Here is a 21887-nt window from a genome sequence, read left to right on the forward strand (position 1 = left end):
TAAGCTCAGCTGAGTTTGTCTATGAAGTCGAAAAGTTCGTGATCGTCCGCGCCCGCGAGGTGCTCGAGGGAATCACCAGGTCCGGTGTCCGTCGTCTCGGGCCCGGCGATCCGGCGCAGCAGCCCGGTGATCTTGTCCGTGATCTCGGCGCGCTGGGTGTCCGAGAGCTCGGCCGCGGCGCACACCGCGGCCAGGGCATCCAGATCGGCGCAGATCTCGGCGGCCGGATCGGTGTCGGGCGCCTCGGTCTGCGCGAGCAGGTAGCCCACCACCGCCGCCGGGGTCGGGTAATCGAAAACCACGGTCGCGGGAAGCGGAACATCCGTCGCGGTCTTGATCCGATTGCGGAATTCCATCGCCGTGAGCGAGTCGAAACCGATATCGGTGAACGGTTTGTCCGGTCTGATCGCGCTCGCGTCCCCGTTGCCGAGGACGGCCGCGGCCTGCGCGGTGACGATCTGCTGAAGAATCCGCCGCCGCTCGGCCTCGGGACGCCCCGCCAGCCGGTCCGCGACGCCGGTCGAATCGTCCCGGGTGCCGACCACCCGCCGCCGGACTGGTCCGGCCAGGCCCCGGAACACGACGGGGAGCCGGTCCGGTTCCGCGTCGGCGAGGGCGGTCGTATCGATCTCGGCGGCCACGGTGTGCGCATGCCCGCCCGCCAGCGCACTGTCGAACAGCGCCATCCCGGTGTCGTCTCCGAGCGGGATCAGCCCTTCCCGGCGCAACCGGGCCAGATCGGTGTCGCGCAACTCGCCGGTCATCCCACCGCCACCACGCCACGGCCCCCACGACAACGATGTCGCGGGCAGACCGGCGCGTCGGCGATGGTGCGCCACGGCGTCGAGGAAGGCATTGGCCGCGGCGTAGTTCGCCTGTCCCGGATTGCCGACCACCCCGGCGATCGAGGAGTAGAGCACGAAGAAGGACAGATCCAGGTGCTCGGTCGCCTCGTGCAGGTTCCACGCCGCGTCGACCTTCGGCCGCAGCACCCTGGCGATCTGTTCGGCGGTCATGCCGGACAGCAGCCCGTCGGCGAGGACTCCCGCCGCGTGCACGACACCGGTCAGCCGATGCTCGGGCGGTACGGACGCGACGAGCGCGTCCAGGGCCGCGCGATCGGCCACGTCACAGGCGACCACCTCGACGTGGGCCCCCGATTCCCGCAACTGCTCGCACAATTGCCGCGCAGCCGGCGCGGCTGGGCCGCTGCGGCTGACGAGCAGGAGTCTGCGCGCACGGTGGCGGGTGACGAGATGCCGGGCGATCACCGCACCGAGATCGCCGGTGCCACCGGTGATCATGATGGTGCCCTCGGAGTCGGCCGGGACGGGAACGGTAAGCACATTCTTGCCGATATGGCGGGCCTGACTCAGGAACCGGAAAGCCTCCGGGGCCCGCCGGACATCCCATGCGGTGACGGGCGACACCGGCACGGCCGCGGTCTCGAAGAGCCCGGTCAGGGCGGTGAGAATCCGCTGGAGCCGGTCCGGGCCCAGGTCGAGCAGCATGAAGTTGTGGTAGGACACTCCGGGATGGAGTTCGGCCACCTTGGCGGGATCACGTCGATCGAGCATGCCGGTCTCGATGAACTGTCCGCCGCGCGGCAGCAGGCGCAGGGACGCGTCGACGAATTCGCCCGCCAGGGAGTCCACCACGATGTCCACCCCGCCGCCGCCGGTCGCGGCGAGGAATTTCGGCTCGAATTCCAGTGTCCGCGAATCGCCGATCTCGGAGTCGTCGAATCCCATGTCGCGCAACACATCCCATTTGGGTCTGCTCGCGGTGACCAGTACCCGCAAGCCCAGCTGCCGCGCCAGCGCGACGGTGGCCATGCCCAGCCCGCCGGTGGCGGCATGCACCAGGACGGTCTGTCCCGCACGTGCCCCGGCCAGATCGACCAGCGCGTGGTAGGCGGTCGCGTAGACCGTCGGAACGCTCGCGGCGCGGGCGAAGGACCATCCGCGCGGGACGTGCGCGAGCACGCGATGATCGGTCACCGACTCCGACCCCATGGCCGCGGTGAATCCGAAAACCCGGTCACCGGAACGGAATTCGGTCACGTCGGGGGCGACCTCGGTGACCACCCCGGCGCCCTCCGCGCCGATTCCCGCTTCCGGATCGGGGTAGGTGCCCACGGCCACCAGGACATCCCGGAAATTCAGGCCGACCGCGCGCAGGCTCACCCTGACGTGGCCGGGCGGCAGCGGGCGCACGGGCTCGGCGTCGATGACGAAATTGTCCTCGGCCACCGTGCCCCGACCGCGCAGTGTCAGCGCCCACGCCCGTGTGTCGGGTGTCCGAAGGGCATCGGCACCGGTCTGCCGCAACCGCGGCACGTATCCGGCACTCCGCCGAACCGCCAGCTGGGGTTCGTTGCCGACGGCCAAGGCCAGCTCCACGGCATCGTGGAGATCCGTGCTCCCGTCGATGTCCACGCAGTGGATGCGGTCCGGATTCTCGCGTTGCGCGACCCTCAGCAACCCCCAGGCCGCTGCCGAGGCGAGATCCACCGGCTCGCCGGGGTGCACCGCGACCGCGCGCCGGGTCACGACGACGACGAGTCGATCGTGCGCGAGCAGCCGCCGCAGCCGCTCGGCCAGCGACGTCACCACATCGCGTACCCGAGAAGGGATTTCGCGATCGTCGGCATCGAGATCGGGATCGAGCGCGAGCACGGCGGCCGTTCGTCCGGCGCGCGTGACGACCTCACCGTCCCGGTCCCGGGTCCACTCGGCGACAACGGCGGGTTCCGAGGACACCGGTGCGGGCTCGATCCACTCCAGCAGATAACCGGACCTCGCGCCCGCCTCCAGCGTGCCCAGCGGCAAGGGACGTAGTGCTACCGCGCCGATCTCGGCGACCGATATACCGGCCGAATCCGCGAGCGACACGGTCACCGACGCCCCCGTCGCACTCCGCGCCGAGGACGATCGCGCGCCTGCCCCGGCCAGTCGCACTCGGAGCACCCGCGCGCCGGTGGCGTGGAGGGCCACATCCTCCCACGCGAAGGGAACCCCGATCTCGCCCGGACCGGCCGCCGGTCCGAATCCGCCCAGGACGACCGCATGCAGGACCGCGTCGAGCAGGGCGGGATGTATTCCGAACCCGGCGCCCGCACCCTTCTCTGTCCCGGGCAGCTCCACCTCGGCGAAGACTTCGTCGCCGCGCCTCCACATCGATGTCAGTCCACGGAACGCCGGTCCGTACCCGTAGCCCGATTCGGCCAGCCGGTCGTAGCAATCGTCGACATCGATGCTCGTCGCGCCCGCCGGCGGCCACACCACGAGATCCGGCTGTCCCACCGAATCCACCGCACTCATCGTCGCGGAGACATGCCGGGTCCAAGCCGAGCCGCCGGAACCTCGATCGGCCGCGGCTCGCGAATGGATCGAGAGCTCACGCCCACCGGCGGATCCGGCCTCGTGCACCACGACACGCAGATCGATCGACCCGGTCGCGGGAACCTGCAGCGGGGCCTCGATCACCAATTCCGCCAGCCGGGGATGCTCGACCAGGTGTCCCGCGAACAGCGCCATGTCGACGAATGCCGTGCCCGGGACCAACGCCACCCCTCCGATGACATGATCGGCCAGCCAGGGCTGATCAGCCGGAGACATCCGGCCGGTGAGTACCACGTTCCCCGAATCGGGAACCCACAGCGCCGCACTCAGCAGCGGATGGTCCACTCGTTCGAGCCCGGCGGCCTCCACATCTCGGCCGGATACCGTGCTCAGCCAATACCGTGTCCGCTGGAAAGCGTAGGTAGGCAAGGGAACTCGCGTCACCTCGCGGCCGGCGAACAGCGGAGACCAGTCGACCGGCAGTCCCGCGATCCGAGCATTCGCCAGCGCCGTCATCAGGGTCCGCACCTCGTCGGCCGCCCGGCGGGATCCCGCGATCACCGCACAGCCGGTCTCGGTGCCGGAAACCAGGCATTCCCGAGTCATCGCCGCCAAGGTGGCATCCGGCCCCACTTCGATGAATCGCCGCACACCCATCCCGGTCAACGCCGCCACCCCCGGTGCGAAGCGCACCGTCGCACGCACCTGACGCACCCAGTACTCCGGGTCGGTGACCAGATCACCGGCCAGTTCGCCGGTGACATTCGAGACCACCGGAAACAACGGCTGCCGATAAGTCGAACTCATTGCCACCGTGCGGAATTCGCCGAGGATCGGATCCATCAGCGCGGAGTGGAAGGCATGGCCGACCCGCAGCCGATTCGTCTTCACACCGCTGGTGGCGAATTCGCGTGCGATCTCGTCGATCGCCTCGACCGCACCGGACAGGACCACCGCCGTGGGACTGTTGACCGCCGCGATCGACATCCGGTCGCCATAACTGGCGATCGCAGTGGCGGCCGCATCCTCGGTGATCGCGACCGCGAGCATCGCGCCGCCCTCCGGCAGCGATCCCATCAGCCGCCCCCGCGCCGCCACCAGCGCGCACACATCCGGAAGTGAGAATACCCCCGCCACATAGGCCGCGGCCAGTTCACCGATCGAGTGCCCGGCCACCACATCCGGTGTCACCCCGAATGATTCGAGCAATCCGAACAGGGCGACCTCGAATGCGAACAACGCGGGCTGGGTGAACTCGGTGCGATTCAGGAATTCGGCCGAGTCCTCGGTGAAGATGAGTTCTTTCATAGTCAGGCCGTCGGGCAATGCGACGACCTGGTCGAACTCCGCGCAGACCTCGCCGAAGACCGCGGCGAACACCGGGAACGCCGCAGACAACGCCTTACCCATGCCCGGACGCTGAGCTCCCTGTCCGGTGAACAGCATGGCGGTGCGCCCCTCGATCGCCGCGCCCGCGGCTACCGAACCACCCGAGCCCTCGGCGAGCTCGGCCAGACCGGCCAGCAGCTCGGCCCGATCCCGGCCGATGACCACACACCGCCGGTCGAGCAGCGACCTGGTGGTCACCAGCGCGTGGGCGATGTCCAGCGGCTCGGCAGTACCGTCCGCGATCATCCACTGCCGCAACCGATCCGCTTGCGCCCGCAACGCGTCGTCGGAAGCGCCCGACAGTACGAGCGGGACGAGTCCGGCCGCGATCGGCATCCCGGCGGGACCCGGCAGATCAGGCCGCTCGGGGGCCGATTCGGTGGGCGCTTCCTCGATGACGACGTGGGCGTTCGTCCCGCTGATCCCGAACGAGGACACTGCGGCCCGGCGCACACCCGCCGCCGGGTTCGCCCATTCCCGGGGCTCGCCGAGCACCCGCAGCCGACCGGAAGACCAATCCACATGTGGTGAAAGTTCCTCGGCGTGCAGGGTCTTCGGCAACCTCCGGTGTCGCAGCGCCTGCACCATCTTGATCACGCCACCCACGCCGGAGGCGGCCTGGGTATGTCCGATATTCGACTTCAACGACCCCAGCCACAGGGGACCGGGCCGATGACGGCCGTAGGTCGCCAGCAACGCCCCTGCCTCGATCGGATCGCCCAGCGCGGTTCCGGTGCCGTGCGCCTCCACGGCATCGACATCGGCGAAATCCAGTCCGGCATCCGCGAGCGCGGCCCGGATCACCCGCTCCTGCGAGGGGCCGTTCGGCGCGGTCAAGCCGTTGGACGCACCGTCCTGATTCACCGCGGACCCGCGGACCACCGCGAGAACATCATGTCCCAGGCGGCGGGCGTCGGACAGGCGCTCCAGGACGAGGACACCGACGCCTTCACCCCAGTTGGTGCCGTCGGCGGCCGCGGAGAACGCCTTGCATCGGCCGTCGGCCGCCAGACCCCGCTGGCGGGCGAAATCGACGAACATCCGCGGGGTGGACATCACCGTCGCCCCGCCGACCAGAGCCAGCGTGCCCTGGCCGACGCGCAACGCCTGAACCGCCAGATGGATCGCTACCAGCGAGGACGAGCATGCGGTATCCACCGTCAGGGCCGTGCCCTCCAGACCCAGCGCATAGGCCACCCGGCCGGAGACCACACTGCTCAGCGAACCGGTCAGCGCGTATCCCTCGGACTCGGGGCCGGCGTTACGGACGATCGCCTCGTAATCCTGATAGGCGACGCCGGTGTACACCCCGGTATCGGTCCCGCGCAGCGATCCCGGCTCGATTCCGGCGTGTTCGAGCGCCTCCCAGGTCACCTCCAGCAGCAGGCGCTGCTGCGGGTCCATCGCCGCCGCCTCCCGGGGGCTGATCCCGAAGAATCCGGCGTCGAAATCACCGGCGTCCGGCAAGAACCCGCCCACATTCACATATGTGGTGCCGGGCTCACTCGGATCCGGATTGATCAGGCGCTCGAAGTCCCAGCCGCGGTCGGCAGGGAAATCACCGATGGCATCGATTCCGGAATCGACCAGATGCCACAGGTCATCGGCGGATCGCACCTGTCCCGGATAGCGGCAGGCCATTCCGACGATCGCAATGGGTTCGTCGGTGGTGGTCCGGCGAGCGGGCGAGTGCCGCGCCTCCGGTTCGTCGATCGCCGGAGCGACCCTGGAGAGGATGAAATCGGTGACCGCGGTGGGTGTCGGGTAGTCGAACAGCGCGGTCGGCGGAAGGCTGATGTCCGCCGCGGACTTCATCCGATTACGGAATTCCATCACCCCGAGTGAATCGAATCCGATCTCGCTGAACGGCTTTCGAACCGGAACCGAAGCCGGGTCCGCGATACCCAGCACCGCCGCCGCCTGTTCCTGGACCAGAGCCAGGACCGTGTGCCGGCGCTCGGCGATGGGCTGTGCGGCCAATCGTGCCGCCAGCCCGGCAGACTCCGGCGCCGCGGCCGCCTGCCGCAATCGCGGCCGGCCGATCAGATCGCGCAGGATCGACCGGGACCGCGCCGGATCGATGCGTCCCAGGGCGGCTCGGTCCACCGCCATGGCGACAGGGTTCGCGTGCCCGGATCGCACGGCGGCGTCGAAGAACGCCATCCCCGCCTCCGCGCTCAGCGGCGTGATCCCCTCTCGACGCCACCGCGCGATATCGGTGTCGCCGAGCGAAGCGCTCATCCCCGCCGCACGGTCCCAGAGCCCCCACGCCACCGATGTGGCCGCCAGGCCCAGCCGTTGCCGGTGCCCCGCCAGGGCGTCGAGGAAGACATTGGCGGCCGCGTAGTTGGCCTGCCCCGCCGTACCCCATATCCCGGCGATCGAGGAATACAGCACGAAAAAGGCCAGATCGCGATCTGCGGTCGCCTCGTGCAGATACCAGGCCGCGTCGGCCTTGGGCCGCGCGACCCGAGTGATCTGCTCCGATGTCATCGATGCGAACAATCCGTCCGCCACCACTCCCGCGGTGTGCACGACGCCGGTGAGCCGATGCGCCGGATCGATACCGGTCACCAACGCGTCGATCGCGTCGCGATCGGCCACATCCGCGGCGACGACTCGGACGTCCGCGCCCAGAGCGGTGAGCTCCTCGACCAATTCGGCGGCGCCGGCAGCGGCGAGACCGCGTCGGCTGGCCAGCACGAGATGCCGGATACCGTATTCGGTGACGAGATGACGAGCGGCGCGCGCGCCGAGACCACCGGTACCACCGGTGATCAGCACCGTGCCCGCCCGGTCCACGGGCGCCGGCCAGGTGAGAACGTTCTTGCCGATGTGCCGGCCCTGGCTCATCAGCCGGAAGACTTCCGGGGATTGCCGGATGTCCCAGGCGGTGATCGCTCCCGGTGTCAATGCACCGGACTCGAAGAGTTCGACCAGGGCGGTCAGAATGCCGGCCAGTCGCTCGGGGCCGAGATCGAACAGAACGAAGTTGTGGTACTCGACGCCGGGGTGCTGGACCGCCACCGTCTCGGGATCTCGCCGGTCGAGCAGGCCGAGTTCGATGAATCGGCCGCCTCGGGGCAGCAGGCGAAGGGAGGCGTCCACGAATTCGCCGGCCAGCGAGTCCACGACGATATCGACACCTCGGCCACCGGTGGCGTCCAGGAACTGCTGCTCGAAATCCAGGGACCGGGAATCACCGATTCGCTCCTGGGCGAATCCCACCTCGCGCAGGATCCGCCACTTCGGCTTACTGGCCGTCGCGAACACCTCGAGCCCCAGATGCCGGGCCACTTGGATGGCGGCCGAACCCACTCCCCCGGTGGCCGCGTGCAGCAACACGCTCTGCCCGGCCCGGGCCCCGGCACGATCGACGAGTGCGTGATAGGCAGTGCCGTACACCACGGGGACCGCCGCGGCCTCGGCGAAAGACCATCCGTGCGGCATCACCGCGACCAGCCGGCGATCCACCGCCACGAGCGAGTCGATCCCGGGCAGGAATCCGAAGACGCGATCCCCCGGCCGCACATCGGTGACGTCGGGCGCGACCTCCACGACGATTCCCGCGCCCTCGCCGCTGAATCGAGGCTCCGGCAGCGGATAGGTTCCCAGGGCGATCAACACGTCTCGGAAATTGAGCCCCACCGCACGCACCTTCATCCGGATCTGGCCCGGCGCCAAGGGTTCCGGTGGCTCGGTGCGCGCGGTGAAGGCGAAGTTCTCCTCGGCGAGCGTGCCCTTTCCCAGCTCGTGGAAGGACCACGCCCCCGCACCCACCGCCGCCGCTCCCGCGATCCCCGGCGAGGTGGGGCGCAGCCGCGGCAGGTGGACGTGGTGGTCACGCACCGCGAGTTGGGGCTCGTCCGGAATCGCCGCGGCCAGTGCGACGGCCGTGCGACAGGACTCCCATTCGTCGACATCGACGATGCCGACCCGATCCGGGTTCTCGGTCTGCGCGCCGCGGGCCAGACCCCAGATGCCCGCGAGCGCCGGATCACCGTGTTCACCGTGATGAATCGCGACCGCTCGCCGGGTGACCACGACGACCCGCCCGGCCATGTCGAGTGCGGCCCGAATCCGCTCCGACGCGGTGATCGACGAGTCGCGGACCGCCGCCGGAAGATCGTCCGAGCCCGGCAGATCGTCGAAGCGGACGACGATCGTTCGTTCCTGGGCGACCGTGAGGATTTCCAGGCCGTCCTCGACGGCCCATGTTCCGGTCTCGTCCACTTCCGGCTCGGGCGCCGCGACCCACTCCATGCGGTAGCCACGCGGTTCGTCCCGGACATCGGCGTTCAGGGTCGCGGCGGACAGCGGTCGCAGGGTGAGAGCGCCGATCTCGGCCACCGGCGAACCCGCCGGATCACGCAGACTCATCGCGATCGCTGCGCCCGCCCGGCGAGCCCGCACCCGCACCGTGGTCGCCCCGGTCGCGTGCAGTTCGACCTGCTCCCAGGAGAACGGGACGGCGATCTGCCCGTCCGGGGTGCTCGGCGCCGCCCCACCGAGCAGCAGAGCGTGCAGCGCCGCGTCCAGCAGGGCCGGATGCAGGCCGAATCCCGGGGCACGTACGGTTTCCGGCAAGGTGACCTCGGCGAAGATCTCCTCTCCCCGTCGCCACAGCGCGGTCAATCCCCGGAAGGCCGGACCGTATTCGTAGCCGGACGCGGCCAGGTCCGGGTACGCGGAACCGATATCCAGAACGGTCGCGTCCCGGGGTGGCCACTCGCCGCCCACCGCGTCGCTCGGCGAGGAGGTGGGCGCGTCGGCGAGCGTCGCGGTGCAGTGGCGAACCCAGTGCGCCTCGGCCGTAGCGGTCCGCGTACCGGCGGTCCGGGAATACACCGAGACCGGCCGGGTGTTCTCGGACTCCGCCGCTCCCACCACGATCCGCAGATCGGTCGCGGCACTCGGCCGGATGACCAGCGGTGCCTCGACGATCAGTTCCGCGACCCGCGCACCGCCGACCGCCCGCCCCACCGCGAGAACGAGCTCGACCAGCGCCGCACCGGGCAGCACCGTGGACCCCGCGATGACGTGATCGGCCAGCCAGGGCTGATCCGCCACGGACAGCCGGCTCGTGAACACCGCCTCGTCCGAGTCGGGCACCTGGACCATCGCGCCCAGCAGCGGATGGTCCACCTCGTCCAGGCCCGCACTCGCGACGTCCGCCGCGGCCGCGGCGGTCAGCCAGTACCTCCGATGACGGAAGGCGTAGCCGGGCAACGGGATCCGCTCCAGCTGCCGGCCCGCGAACAACGGCGACCAGTCCACCGGCATGCCTGCCACGTGGGCGTGTGCGAGAGCCGTGGTGAATTGCGTGACCTCGTCCACCGACCGCCGCGCGGTGGCCACCACCGAGACGGCGGACCCGAGCTCGGGCACCGCGGCCAGGCAACCGTGCGTCATCGCCGTGAGGATCGCGTCCGGCCCGATTTCGACGAATCGACGCGCCCCCGCCGCCACCAGCGCCTGCACCCCCGGAGCGAAACGCACTGCGGCCCGGACATGTTCGACCCAGTACTCCGGTTCGGTGCACACGCCCGCGGCGAGCTCACCGGTGACGTTCGACACCACCGGCAGCAGCGGTTCGCACAATGCCACCGCCGAGACCACCGCGCGGAACTCGTCGAGCATGGGGTCCATGAGCGGGGAGTGGAAGGCATGGCTCACCCGCAGGCGGCCCGTCTTCACGCCCGTCACGACGAGTTCTCGTTCGATCTCATCGATGATCTCGGCCGCACCGGACACCACCACCGAGGACGGCCCGTTGATCGCCGCGATCGATACCCGATCACCGTGTGCGGCAACGACATCCGCCGCCTCCGCCGCGCTCAGGGCGAGGGACAGCATGGCCCCACCGGCGGGCAGTGCACCCATCAGGCGGCCGCGCGCGGACACCAGAGCACAGGCATCGGCCAGCGAGAACACTCCCGCCGTATAGGCCGCCGCCACTTCACCGATCGAATGACCGGCGACCAGATCCGGTGTGACACCGAAGGATTCGACCAACCGGAACAGCGCCACCTCGAACGCGAACAGCGCCGGTTGAGTCCACTCGGTCCGCTGCAGCAGCCCGGCGTGCTCGGGGTCGAACATCACCGCTTTCAACGAGATCGCGTCCTGGCCCGGGAGTTCGTCGAACTGCGCGCAGACCTCGTCGAGAGCCGCCGCGAAAACCGGGAACGCCGCGGCGAGTTCGCGTCCCATTCCAGGCCGCTGAGCGCCCTGGCCGGTGAAGAGGAAGGCGATCTTGCCCGGGACGACTTCACCGTCGACACCGGTGGTCGATCCCCGGTTCGCTGCCAGGCCGGCCAGACCCGCCAGCGCCTCCTCCCGATTCCGGCCGACGACGACCGCGCGATGCGGCAGCTGGGCGCGAGTGCCGATGAGCGACCGGGCGACCGCGAACAGATCGTCCCCGGGCCGGCCGACCAGCCACCGATGCAATCGATCGGCCTGCGCCCCGAGCGATTCGGCCGATACGGCGGATATGACCAGTGGAACCACATCACTGCCGGTCTCCGGCGCTCCGGCAGCGGTCGCCGTCGTGACGGGCGCGGGCGCCTGTTCGAGAACGAGATGACCGTTGGTGCCGCTGATCCCGAACGACGACACCCCGGCACGGCGAACCCGCTCCGAGGCGGGCCACGGCTCGGGCTCGGTCAGCAACCGCACCGCACCGGACGACCAGTCCACGTGCGGGGTGGGGGTGGTGACGTGCAGCGTGCGCGGCAGTGTCTGATGACGCAGGGCGGCGACCATCTTGATCACACCGCCGATTCCGGCCGCGGCCACCGCGTGTCCGATGTTCGACTTGAGCGACCCGATCCACAGTGGCCGATCACGATGCCGCCCATAGGCGTTGATCAGCGCCTGCGCCTCGATCGGGTCCCCGAGCGCCGTGCCCGTGCCGTGCGCTTCGACCGCATCGATGTCGGCGGGATCGAGACCGGCGGCGGCCAGGGCATCGGCGATGACCCGTTCCTGCGAGGGGCCGTTCGGCGCGGTCAAACCGTTGCTGGCGCCGTCCTGGTTGATCGCGGAACCCCGGATCACGGCCAGGATCTCGTGGCCGTGGCGCTGCGCGTCGGACAGTCGTTCCAGCGCGACCACACCGACTCCCTCCGCCCACGTCACGCCGTCAGCGTCGGCGGAGAAGGCTTTGGACCGGCCATCGCGTGCGAGGCCCTGCTGCCGGGAGAAGTCGAAGTGCAGCGTCGGGCTGGCCAGTACGGTCACCCCGCCCGCCAAGGCCAGCGAGGTCTCGCCCTGTTGCAGCGCCCGGCAGGCCAGATGCACGGCGACCAGCGACGAGGAACACGCGGTATCGACGGTGATCGCCGGCCCCTGCAACCCGAGCAGATAGGACACCCGGCCCGAAATCACACTGTGGGTATTGCCGGTGAGCCGGAAGCCCTCGTACTCACCGGTGACCCGGCTCTCGTAGCCCGAGGCCCATGCCCCCATGTAGACACCGGCATCGGTCCCCCGCAGACTCGCCGGATCGATACCGGCGTGCTCGAGGGCTTCCCAGGCGACTTCCAGGGTCAGACGTTGCTGCGGGTCCATCGCGGCCGCCTCCCGGGGGCCGATCCCGAAGAATTCCGCGTCGAAATCGCCTGCACCGGTGAGGAATCCGCCTTCGCGAACATAGGTTGTGCCGGGAGCAGCGGGGTCCGCGTCGAAGAGCCGGTCCAGATCCCATCCGCGGTCGGTGGGAAAGGGGCCGATCGCGTCCCTGCCGTCCGCCACCAGTTCCCACAGGTCCTCGGCGGAACCCACCCCGCCGGGGAATCGGCAACCGATGCCCACGATCGCCACGGGTTCGTCCGAGCGGGCGCGGCGGGCAGACCGCTGGGCGCGCGGATCCACGCCCTCCAACCGGGAACGCACGAGCCGGGCGACCGCGATCGGCGTGGGGTGGTCGAAGATCAAGGTCGCCGGGAGTGCGGCACCGGTCGCGGCGGCCAACCGGGCCAGCAGATCCTGCCCGCTCAGCGAGTCGAAACCGGCGGCGGTGAACGGCCGGTCGGGATGAACGGCATCCGCGGAGTCGTAACCGACCACCGCGGCGGCATGCTCGAGGACGACCCCGAGCACCAGCGCCTCGCGTTCGCGTTCGGAAACGGCGAACAATCGCGGCGCCAACGGACCGGTGACGACGGCGTCACTCGGTTCGGGCGCGGCGGGGACGCCGAGATCCACGGACTCCGGCGCGGACGCGGACACCTTCGCGGGCGTCCAGCACCGCCGCCGCTGGAAGGCGTAGGTGGGCAACTGCACCCGTGCGCTCGGCCGCACCATCGCCTCCAGCGACAGCTCGACACCGGCGCAGTACGCCTGCGCCACCACGGCCGCGAACCGGGCGGGGCCGCCATGGTCGCGCCGCAGCGTCTCGACTATCGCGACCCGATCGCTCGCACCCACCGAATCCGCGGTGAGCCCGATCGCAGAGGCAAGAACCGGATGCGGGCTGATCTCGATGAACGCGTTGTGGCCGGCGGCCAGCACGGACCTCACGGACTCGGCGAATCGAACAGGATGGCGCAGACCGCGATACCAGTACTCGGCCCCGAGCTCCGCGGTGTCGAGGAAGGCGGCGTCGACCGTGGAGAAGAACGGAATCGACCCGGTCCTCGGCTCGATCGAGGCCCACTGCGCGAGCAGCCGGTCCCGGATCCGTTCCACGGCCGGGGAGTGCGAAGCGTAGTCGACGGGGACCTGTTTGGCCCAAATTCCTTCCGCCGCACAGCCATTCAAGAACTCGGCCACGGCCGCCGACTCGCCGGTCACCACGGTTTGGCCGGGTGAGTTCACCACCCCCACCGACAATCTGCCCTCGAAGCCGGCCACCCGCCGGGTCACCGTGTCGGACGGCAGGGCCACCGCGGCCATCGCGCCGACACCCGTCAGTTCCGACGCGATGATCCTGGACCGCGCCGCGATCACTCGCGCGCCATCGGCCAGCGACAGCCCGCCGGCGACGACCGCCGCCGCGATCTCGCCTTGAGAATGCCCGATCACCGCCGCCGGTCGCACCCCCCTGGCCTGCCACAGCCGCGCCAAGGCCACCGACACCGCGAAGAGAACCGGCTGCGCCACGTCCTGATCGTCCAGGGATACCGCCGCGTCTCCTCGCAACACCTCGGACAGAGACCATTCCACGTGCGGATCCAGCGCCGCCTCACATTCGGCGATCGCCGCGGCGAAGTCCGGATCCGACGCGAAGAGCTCGGCTCCCATCCCCACCCACTGGCTGCCGGCCCCGGGAAAGACGAAGACCACCCGGCGGGCGGCGGCACGACCGCTCACCACCAGCGGTGCACCGTCATTCGATGACGCGGGCGGCGACAGCGGGTCGCTCAGCGTTGCCAACCCCGCCCGCAACATGCCGAGATCCGCGCCGATCACGGCGCCCCGCCATTCGAGAGCGGTCCGCGTATGGGCCAGTGACGAAGCCACGCCGGTCGCGTCCGATTCCGGATGCTCCAGCAGCCACTCGGACAATCGCCCGGCCTGATCTCGCAACGCCTCCGTGCTCGCCGCGGACAGCAGCCACGTCACCGCAGCCGCGTCGGTCCGCTGCGGCGGCGCGGCCGTGGCCGGAGCCTGCTCCATGATCAGATGCGCATTGGCGCCACCCATCCCGAACGAGGACACCCCCGCCCGCCGCACCCGCGCGGCCGGCCATGGCCCGATCGCGGTGTGCACTCGGAGTCCCAGGTCGCCGAGCGGAATCCGAGGGTTGGGCGAGCGGTAGTTCAGGCTGGCCGCCAATTCGCCGTGCCACAGGCACAGGGCGGTCTTGATCAGGCCCGCGATCCCCGCGGCGCCCTCCAGGTGACCGATATTCGTTTTCACCGAACCGACCGCCAGGGCGGCATCGGGTGAACGTCCCGCACCATAGGTTTCGCCGAGAGCACCGGCTTCCACCGGGTCACCGGCGGGCGTCGCGGTACCGTGCAACTCCACATAGTCCACCGACGCCGCATCCACTGTCGCTGCGGCGAGGGCAGCGCGAATCACCTCGGCCTGCGCCGCCGTACCGGGGGCGCCCAGGACCTGTCGCTCGTTGCCGGTTCCCACCGCGCTGCCCCGGATCACCGCGTAGATCCGGTCGCCGTCGGACACCGCCCGGGACAGCGGTTTCAGCACGACGAACCCGCCGCCCTCACCGCGAACCGTCCCGTCGGCGCGCTCATCGAAGGTGAAGCATTTCCCCGAGGGTGAATGCGCCCCGAACCGCTCGTACCGCTCACCACTCAACGGCGAGAGAATCAGACTCAACCCGCCCGCCAGCGCCACCTCGCACTCGCCGCTACGCAACGACTCGCACGCCACGTGCACCGCGACCAACGACGAGGACTGACCGCTGTCGATGACGAAACTGGGCCCGGTGAAGTCGTAATAGTTGGCGATCCGGTTGGCCGCGACGCCACGACTCACCCCGGCGAGCGAGTGCCGCCCGATGTTCTCCCTCCCTCCGGATGCGGCGATCTCCGCGAAATCGGTTCCCATCGCACCCAGGAAGACCCCGGTTCTGGTGCGGTGGCGGCGCAGAAATCCCGCGTCCTCCAACGCCTCCCAGCTCAGCTCCAAACCCAGGAGTTGCTGCGGATCGATCGCCCGGGCCTCGTTCGGCGGCACCCCGAAGAAATCGGCGTCGAATTCCGAGGCCGACTCCAGGAAACCGGCGATCTCCTCGATCCCCGGCCGATCGGCCGGGGCCGCCCCCACCGCATCCCGGCCCTCGCTCAGCAAACTCCAAAATCCCTGTATATCAGCGGCTCCCGGCAAACGGCAGGACATGCCTACGACGGCGATCGCGGCGGATTCGATCATGGGCGTATTACCTCTGATTCTCGATCTGTCGCAGTACCACGTGCGAGCGACAGCAGCCACTGGCGAAGCTGGGACGCGACCTCGGGGGCGTCCTTGTCGATGAGGGAGGAATGATCGGCGCGGACCTCGACGACGCCACCACCGTGCTGCCAGAGGGGAATGGGCTCGGCCACATCCAGCCCCGGAATCGCGGTGGTGGCGCGGAGATTCAGCGTGGGCGCGGTGATCGGGCGAACACCACGGCCCTGGTTGATCAGCGCATACCTGGTCATCGCGACGAGCCCGTAGTCATCGACGGACAGCAACGGGCCCGCGTGCTCGAGGACCACATCGAGCGCCCGAGTCAGCAGCTCACTGCGGAGACCGGGATCATCGGGGGCATAGGTGTCGAGCATGGCCACACCGGCCGGGCCGCGCCCCCGCTCTTCCAGCCGCCCGGCCAGTGCGTGCGCTATCGCTCCACCGCTCGAATAACCGACCAGTGCGAACGGCTCGGGGCCGATGCTCGCCAGAGTCGTGTCGGCGAGTTCGTCCAGGAGCGCATCCCAGGTGGCCGGTAGGTTCTCCCCCGCCCGCATACCCGGCAACCAGAGCGCGGACACGGCGAACCCACCCCCGAGCTCACGCGCGAGCCGAGCGAACTGCTGTGGCCCGTTACCAACCAGATACGAGGGCACGCAGACCACTCGAGGACCGTCGTCCGCCCGGGTCAACACTAGGGGCGGGGCAGCGGTCCGTTGCTCACCGGACCCCGCCAGCGCGTGGCTCACCGAGGCACTCGCATGCAGCAGCGGCATCGCGGAGGCCAGATCACCACGCCGATGCGCGGTCAGGACCAGATCGGTGAGCCATCCACCGGACCGCTCCTCGGGTCCGGCCGCGGCGGGTTCCGCGTCGGCGCCGTCGGTATCCCTCTCCCCCAAGCGAATTCGCACCATCTCCGCGATGTCGGCCGCGGTGGGGTGATCGAAGACCAGGGTCGAGGGCAGGGAAAGGCCGGTGGCCGCGCCGAGCTGATTGCGGAACTCCACCCCGCCCAGGGAATCGAATCCGATCTCGGTGAACAGCGCGTCCGCCGGCACCGCGTCCGGCGAGCTGTGGCCGAGTGCCGCCGCGGCCAGCGACCGGACCTCGTGCAGCGCGGCCGCGGCACGTTCGGATTCCGGAAGGGCGGCCAGACGTCGTTTCAGCCCGCCCCGGGCGTCTTTCGAGCGTGCCTTTCTCGATGCCGGTGCGATATCACGCAGTATCGCCGGAATCTCGGCACGCATCGTCGCGAAATCGAAGGACACCGGCAGGACAACGGGCTCATCGGTCAGCAGGGCCCTGTCGAACAGCCGCACCCCGGCCTCCGGGGTGATGGGCGCCAGGCCGAACCGGGCGCGGCGTTCGGCGTCCACCGCACTCTCCGTATCGGCCATTCCCAGGGCCCACAGGCCCCAGGCCAGCGATCGTGCGGGTAATCCGGCGCCCCGGCGGTGGTGGGCCAGCGCATCGAGGAAGGCATTGGCCGCCGAGTAATTGCCCTGGCCGGGACTGCCCAGTGTGTAGGCGATCGAGGAGAACAGGACGAAGGCGGAAAGGTCATCCTCACGGGTGAGCTCGTGCAGATTCCAGGCCGCGTCGACCTTCGGCCGCAGCACCCTGTCCACCTGTTGGGGGGTCAACGTCGCCAGGGTCCCGTCGTCGAGGACGCCGGCGCTGTGGATGACGGCGGTCAGCGGATAGTCGTCCGGAACGGCCCGCAACACCGCGCCCAACGCTTCTCGATCGGCGATATCGCAGGCAGCCACCTCGACATGCGCTCCCGCGGCGGACAGTTCGGCCGCGAGATCGGCCGCGCCGTCGGCCGCGAGTCCGCGCCGCGAGACCAGCAGCAGCCGCCGGACGTCGTGTGCCACGACCAGGTGCCGGGCAATGAGTGCCCCGATTCCACCGGTGCCACCGGTGACCAGCACCGTTCCATTCCCCAACGCGACCGTGCCGGTATCCGCGGCGGGCGTGCGGCGCAATCGCGGAACCCGAAGCTCACCGGCGTACGCCGCGACCCACCCCTCGTCCAGCGACACGGCCCGGTCCACCAGCTCGGCGGTCAGCTCCGTCGCGTCGTCGTGGTCGAGCCGCACGATCCGGCCGGGATTTTCCGCCTGGGCACTGGCGACCAGGCCGGACACGATCGCAGCGGCGGGATCGGCGGCCGATCCGGCGAGTCCGGTCGCGTCACGGGAGGCGATGACGAGGACGGATTCCCCGGTTCGCTCGTCGGCGAGCCATTCCCGGAGCACGGCCAGTGTACCGGCGAAGTACCGCCGGGCCGTGTCCGCGACATCGCCACTGCCCGTAACGATCTCGTCGGATCGCCAGACGACGATATCCGGAACGGCCGGAGCCTGCGAGAGCGCCCGCACGGCCGGGTAGGCGTGCGCACCGGACAGCGCCGTATCACCCAGGACCGCCACCGCACGACGCGACACCCGACTCGCCGCCGCTGTCCACCGGATCGCGTAGAGCGGATGGGAATCGCTGCGCGCCCGGCGCAGGGCCGCGGCATCGATGGGACGAGCCAGGAGACGGTCAATGGTGAGCACGGGTCTGCCGTGACCGTCCGCGGCATCGACGCGCACGGCGGTGGCGTCGATCCGATCCACACGCACCCGCAACCCGGTTGCCTCGCCGAGGTGAGCGCGCACCCCGGCGTAGGAGAAGGGCAGGGGGACTCGTCCACCGTCCTCGGCGTCGATCTGCTGACCCAGCGGTGCGTGAAAGACCGAGTCCAGCAGTGCCGGATGAATGTGGAAACGCCGGCCGTCCATCTCCTCGGGCAGGGACAACTCCGCGTACACCTCCGTGCCGCGAGCCCATACCGCCCGGACTCCCCGGAACGCCGGGCCGTAACCGAAACCGATGCCCTCCAGCCGCCCGTACAGCTGGTCACAGGCCACGGACGTGGCCCCCGCCGGCGGCCACGTCCGCGCGTCCCACTCCGGGCCCACCGCACTGTCCGGGGCCAGGGTTCCCGCGACATGCGTGGTCCACTCCGGCGCGCCATCGCGCTCGGCGATCCGGGAATACACCGCGAACCGGCGAGTGCCCTGCTCATCCGCGGGGTCGAGCACGACCTGCAGGTCGACGGCCGCCTCGTCGAGCACCAGCGGCGCTTCCACCCCCATCTCCTGGACCGAGCCCACGCCCAGCCGTTCCCCGGCGAACAGGCCCATCTCCACGAAGGCGGTACCGGGAACCAGCACCGATCCGAACACCGTATGGTCCGCGAGCCAAGGATGGGTTCGTAGCGAAATCCGCCCGGTGAACAGCCATTCGTCCCGACCGGCCACCGATACCGCGTCGGTCAGGATCGGATGGTCCGCCGAGCCCGTGTGCCGGACGGGCGCCGGGTCCAGCCAATAACGTTCGTGCTGAAAGGGATACGTCGGCAGGGCTACCCGGACCCGGGGCCGATCGGCGAAGCAGCCTCCCCAATCCACCGTCATCCCGGAGACGTGGAGGCGAGCCACACAGTTCAGCAGTTGCCCGATCTCCGGCTCCGACCGCCGCGAACCGGCAACGACCAGCGAATCCTCCTGGGATCGACCGTCTTTCGCCAGACACTGCCCGGTCATCGCGGCGAGCACCGCGTCCGGTCCGATCTCGACGAAGCGGCGGACCCCCAGCCCGCGCACCGTGTCGACCCCCGCGGTGAAGCGGACCGCCTCCCGCACCTGACGAACCCAGTACCCCGGATCCACCAGCTCATCGGTGGCGAGCGCACCCGACACCGTGGACACCATCGGGATCGTCGGCCGGCTATAGGAAACCCGGTCGGCCACCGCCTGGAACCGCGTCAGCATCGGCTCCATCAGTGCCGAGTGGAAAGCATGACTGACCCGCAGCCGGTTCGTCTTCACGCCGGTATCGGCCAGCAACTTCGCCATGCCGTCGATCGCATCCTCCGCACCCGAGAACACCACCGCCTCCGGCCCGTTGACAGCCGCCAGCCACACCTGCCCCGCCCCCTCCGCGATGGCCCGCCGCGCCTGCTGCTCCGACACAGCCGCCGCCAGCATCGCCCCGCCCGGGGGCAGCGCGCCCATCAATCTGCCCCGCGCCGCCACCAGCGCACAGGCGTGCGGCAACGACCACACCCCGGCCGCGTACGCCGCCGCGAACTCACCGATCGAATGACCCATCACCACATCCGGCTCGATCCCGAAGGAAACCAGCAACCGATACAGGGCGACCTCGAAGGCGAAGAGCGCGGGCTGCGCGAATTCGGTCCGTTCCAGGACCTCCGCGGGACCCTCGAACATCAACTCACGTAAGGACCACGCCGAATCCGATGCCCGGTCCGCCGGTCGCACGAACGGATCCAGCACTGTGCAGATCTCGTCCAGCGCGGTGGCGAATACCGGAAACACCGCGTGGAGTTCTCTGCCCATCCCGACGCGCTGTGCCCCCTGTCCGGTGAACAGGAAAGCCGTATCACCCGAAATGCGCTCACCCCGGACAACATTCGGCGACGAACGTTCCGCCGCGAGATCCGCCAGACCGGCCGACATCTCGTCCCGCCCGGCGCCGAACACCACCGCGCGTTGCGCCAACAGCGCTCGGTTCTCGACCAAAGCTCTTGCCGCCGTGGACAAGTCCACCTCGGGGTGGTCGATCAGCCACCCGCGCAACCGGTTCGCCTGCTCCGCGAGAGCCGGGGCGGCCTTCGCGGAAAGCACCATCGGCACCGGCCCGATATCGACCCCACCGGTCGGGCGATGCTCGGATGCGGGTGCGGGCGGCGCCTGTTCCACGATGACGTGCGCGTTGGTCCCGCTGATCCCGAACGACGAGATCCCGGCCCGGCGAGGCCGAGTGCCGCCCGGCCACGGCCGCGACTCCCGCAGCAACGCCACCTGCCCTGCCGTCCAGTCGACATGCGGGCTGGGTTCATCGATGTGCAGCGTCCGCGGCAGAGTTCCGTGCCGCAGGGCCTGCACCATCTTGATCACGCCCCCGACACCGGCGGCCGCCTGCGAATGCCCGATATTCGATTTGAACGACCCCAGCCACAAGGGTTCTGGCCGGTTCTGCCCGTAGGTGGCCAGCAGCGCCCGGGCCTCGATCGGGTCCCCCAGCGGGGTGCCCGTGCCGTGCGCCTCCACCACGTCCACCTCCGCGGGCCGCAGGCCCGCATCCGCCAATGCCGCCCGGATCACCCGCTCCTGCGCCGGACCACTCGGCGCGGTCAGACCGTTCGACGCACCGTCCTGGTTGATCGCGCTGCCGCGCACCACCGCCAGCACCTCGTGCCCCAGCCGGTGCGCGTCCGACAGCCGCTCCAGCACCAGCACACCGACCCCCTCGGCCCACCCGGTTCCGTTCGCACCGGACGAGAAGGCCTTGCACCGGCCGTCGGGCGACAGGCCACGCTGCCGCGAGAAATCGATGAGGAGCCGCGGTGTGGACATCACCGTCACCCCACCGGCCAGAGCCAGCGATATCTCCTTGCGCCGCAAGGCTTGCGACGCCATGTGCAAGGTGACCAGCGACGAGGAGCACGCGGTGTCCACCGTCACCGCCGGTCCCTCGAGCCCGAGGGTGTAGCACACCCGGCCCGAGACCACGCTGCCCGCCGAGCTGGCCGTCAGATGCCCCTCGGCCACCGGCCCCGCCGCGCTGGCCACGTGGTCGTAGTCCTCGTACATCACCCCCGCGTAGACACCGGTGGCGCTGCCCCGCAACGCACCCGGCGCGATTCCCGCATCCTCCAGGGCCTCCCAGGACACCTCCAGGAACAGGCGCTGCTGCGGATCCATGTTCCTGGCCTCGCGCGGCCCGATACCGAAGAAGCCCGCGTCGAAGCCGGTCGCGTCCGCGAGGAAGCCGCCCTCTCGCGTGTAGGTCGTCCCGGTATGGTCCGGATCGGGATCGAAGAGCTTGTCCGTGTCCCAGCCACGGTCGCGCGGAAACTCACCGACCGCGTCCGTGCCCGAGCGCACCAGATCCCAGAGGTCCGCAGCGGAGGACACCCCTCCCGGATATCGACATCCGATGCCCACGATCGCGATCGGCTCGTGATTCTCCCGCCGCACCCGGGCCAATTCTTCCCGGGTTCGTACGAGATCGGCGGTCGCTTTTCTCAGATAGTCGACCAGTCGGTCCGAGGAAATACCTTCAGATGTATCCATGCTTCATTCCAAACAAAGAAACCACACAAAAAGTTTCATACAGGCAAGCTTCGATCCACGGCCTTCGCCGGACCGAAGCCGCCTTCGGCAGCGTTCACAGAAGATTCTGGCCGGGACTGCGCCGTCGTTC

Annotated in this window: 1 protein-coding gene and 1 pseudogene; both read right to left on the bottom strand. The window is 69.8% G+C overall.

All coding sequences use genetic code 11. From position 1 onward, the window contains the following. Nucleotides 1-5: 5 nt before the first annotated feature. Nucleotides 6-15581, bottom strand: coding sequence for a type I polyketide synthase (locus ACV7NQ_RS05000; RefSeq protein WP_463358539.1), 15576 nt, complete (start codon nt 15579-15581; stop codon nt 6-8). Beyond that, a pseudogene (locus ACV7NQ_RS05005) lies at nt 15578-21730 on the bottom strand (type I polyketide synthase); the annotation flags it as partial. The pseudogene ACV7NQ_RS05005 and the gene ACV7NQ_RS05000, both read right to left, overlap by 4 nt. Nucleotides 21731-21887: the final 157 nt, after the last annotated feature.

Source organism: Nocardia sp. Tas62D01, from assembly GCF_055232035.1.

Bases quoted from the DNA above. Each gene is read 5' to 3' on its own strand.
- ACV7NQ_RS05000 (WP_463358539.1), bottom strand. From the start codon at position 15,581: ATGATCGAATCCGCCGCGATCGCCGTCGTAGGCATGTCCTGCCGTTTG.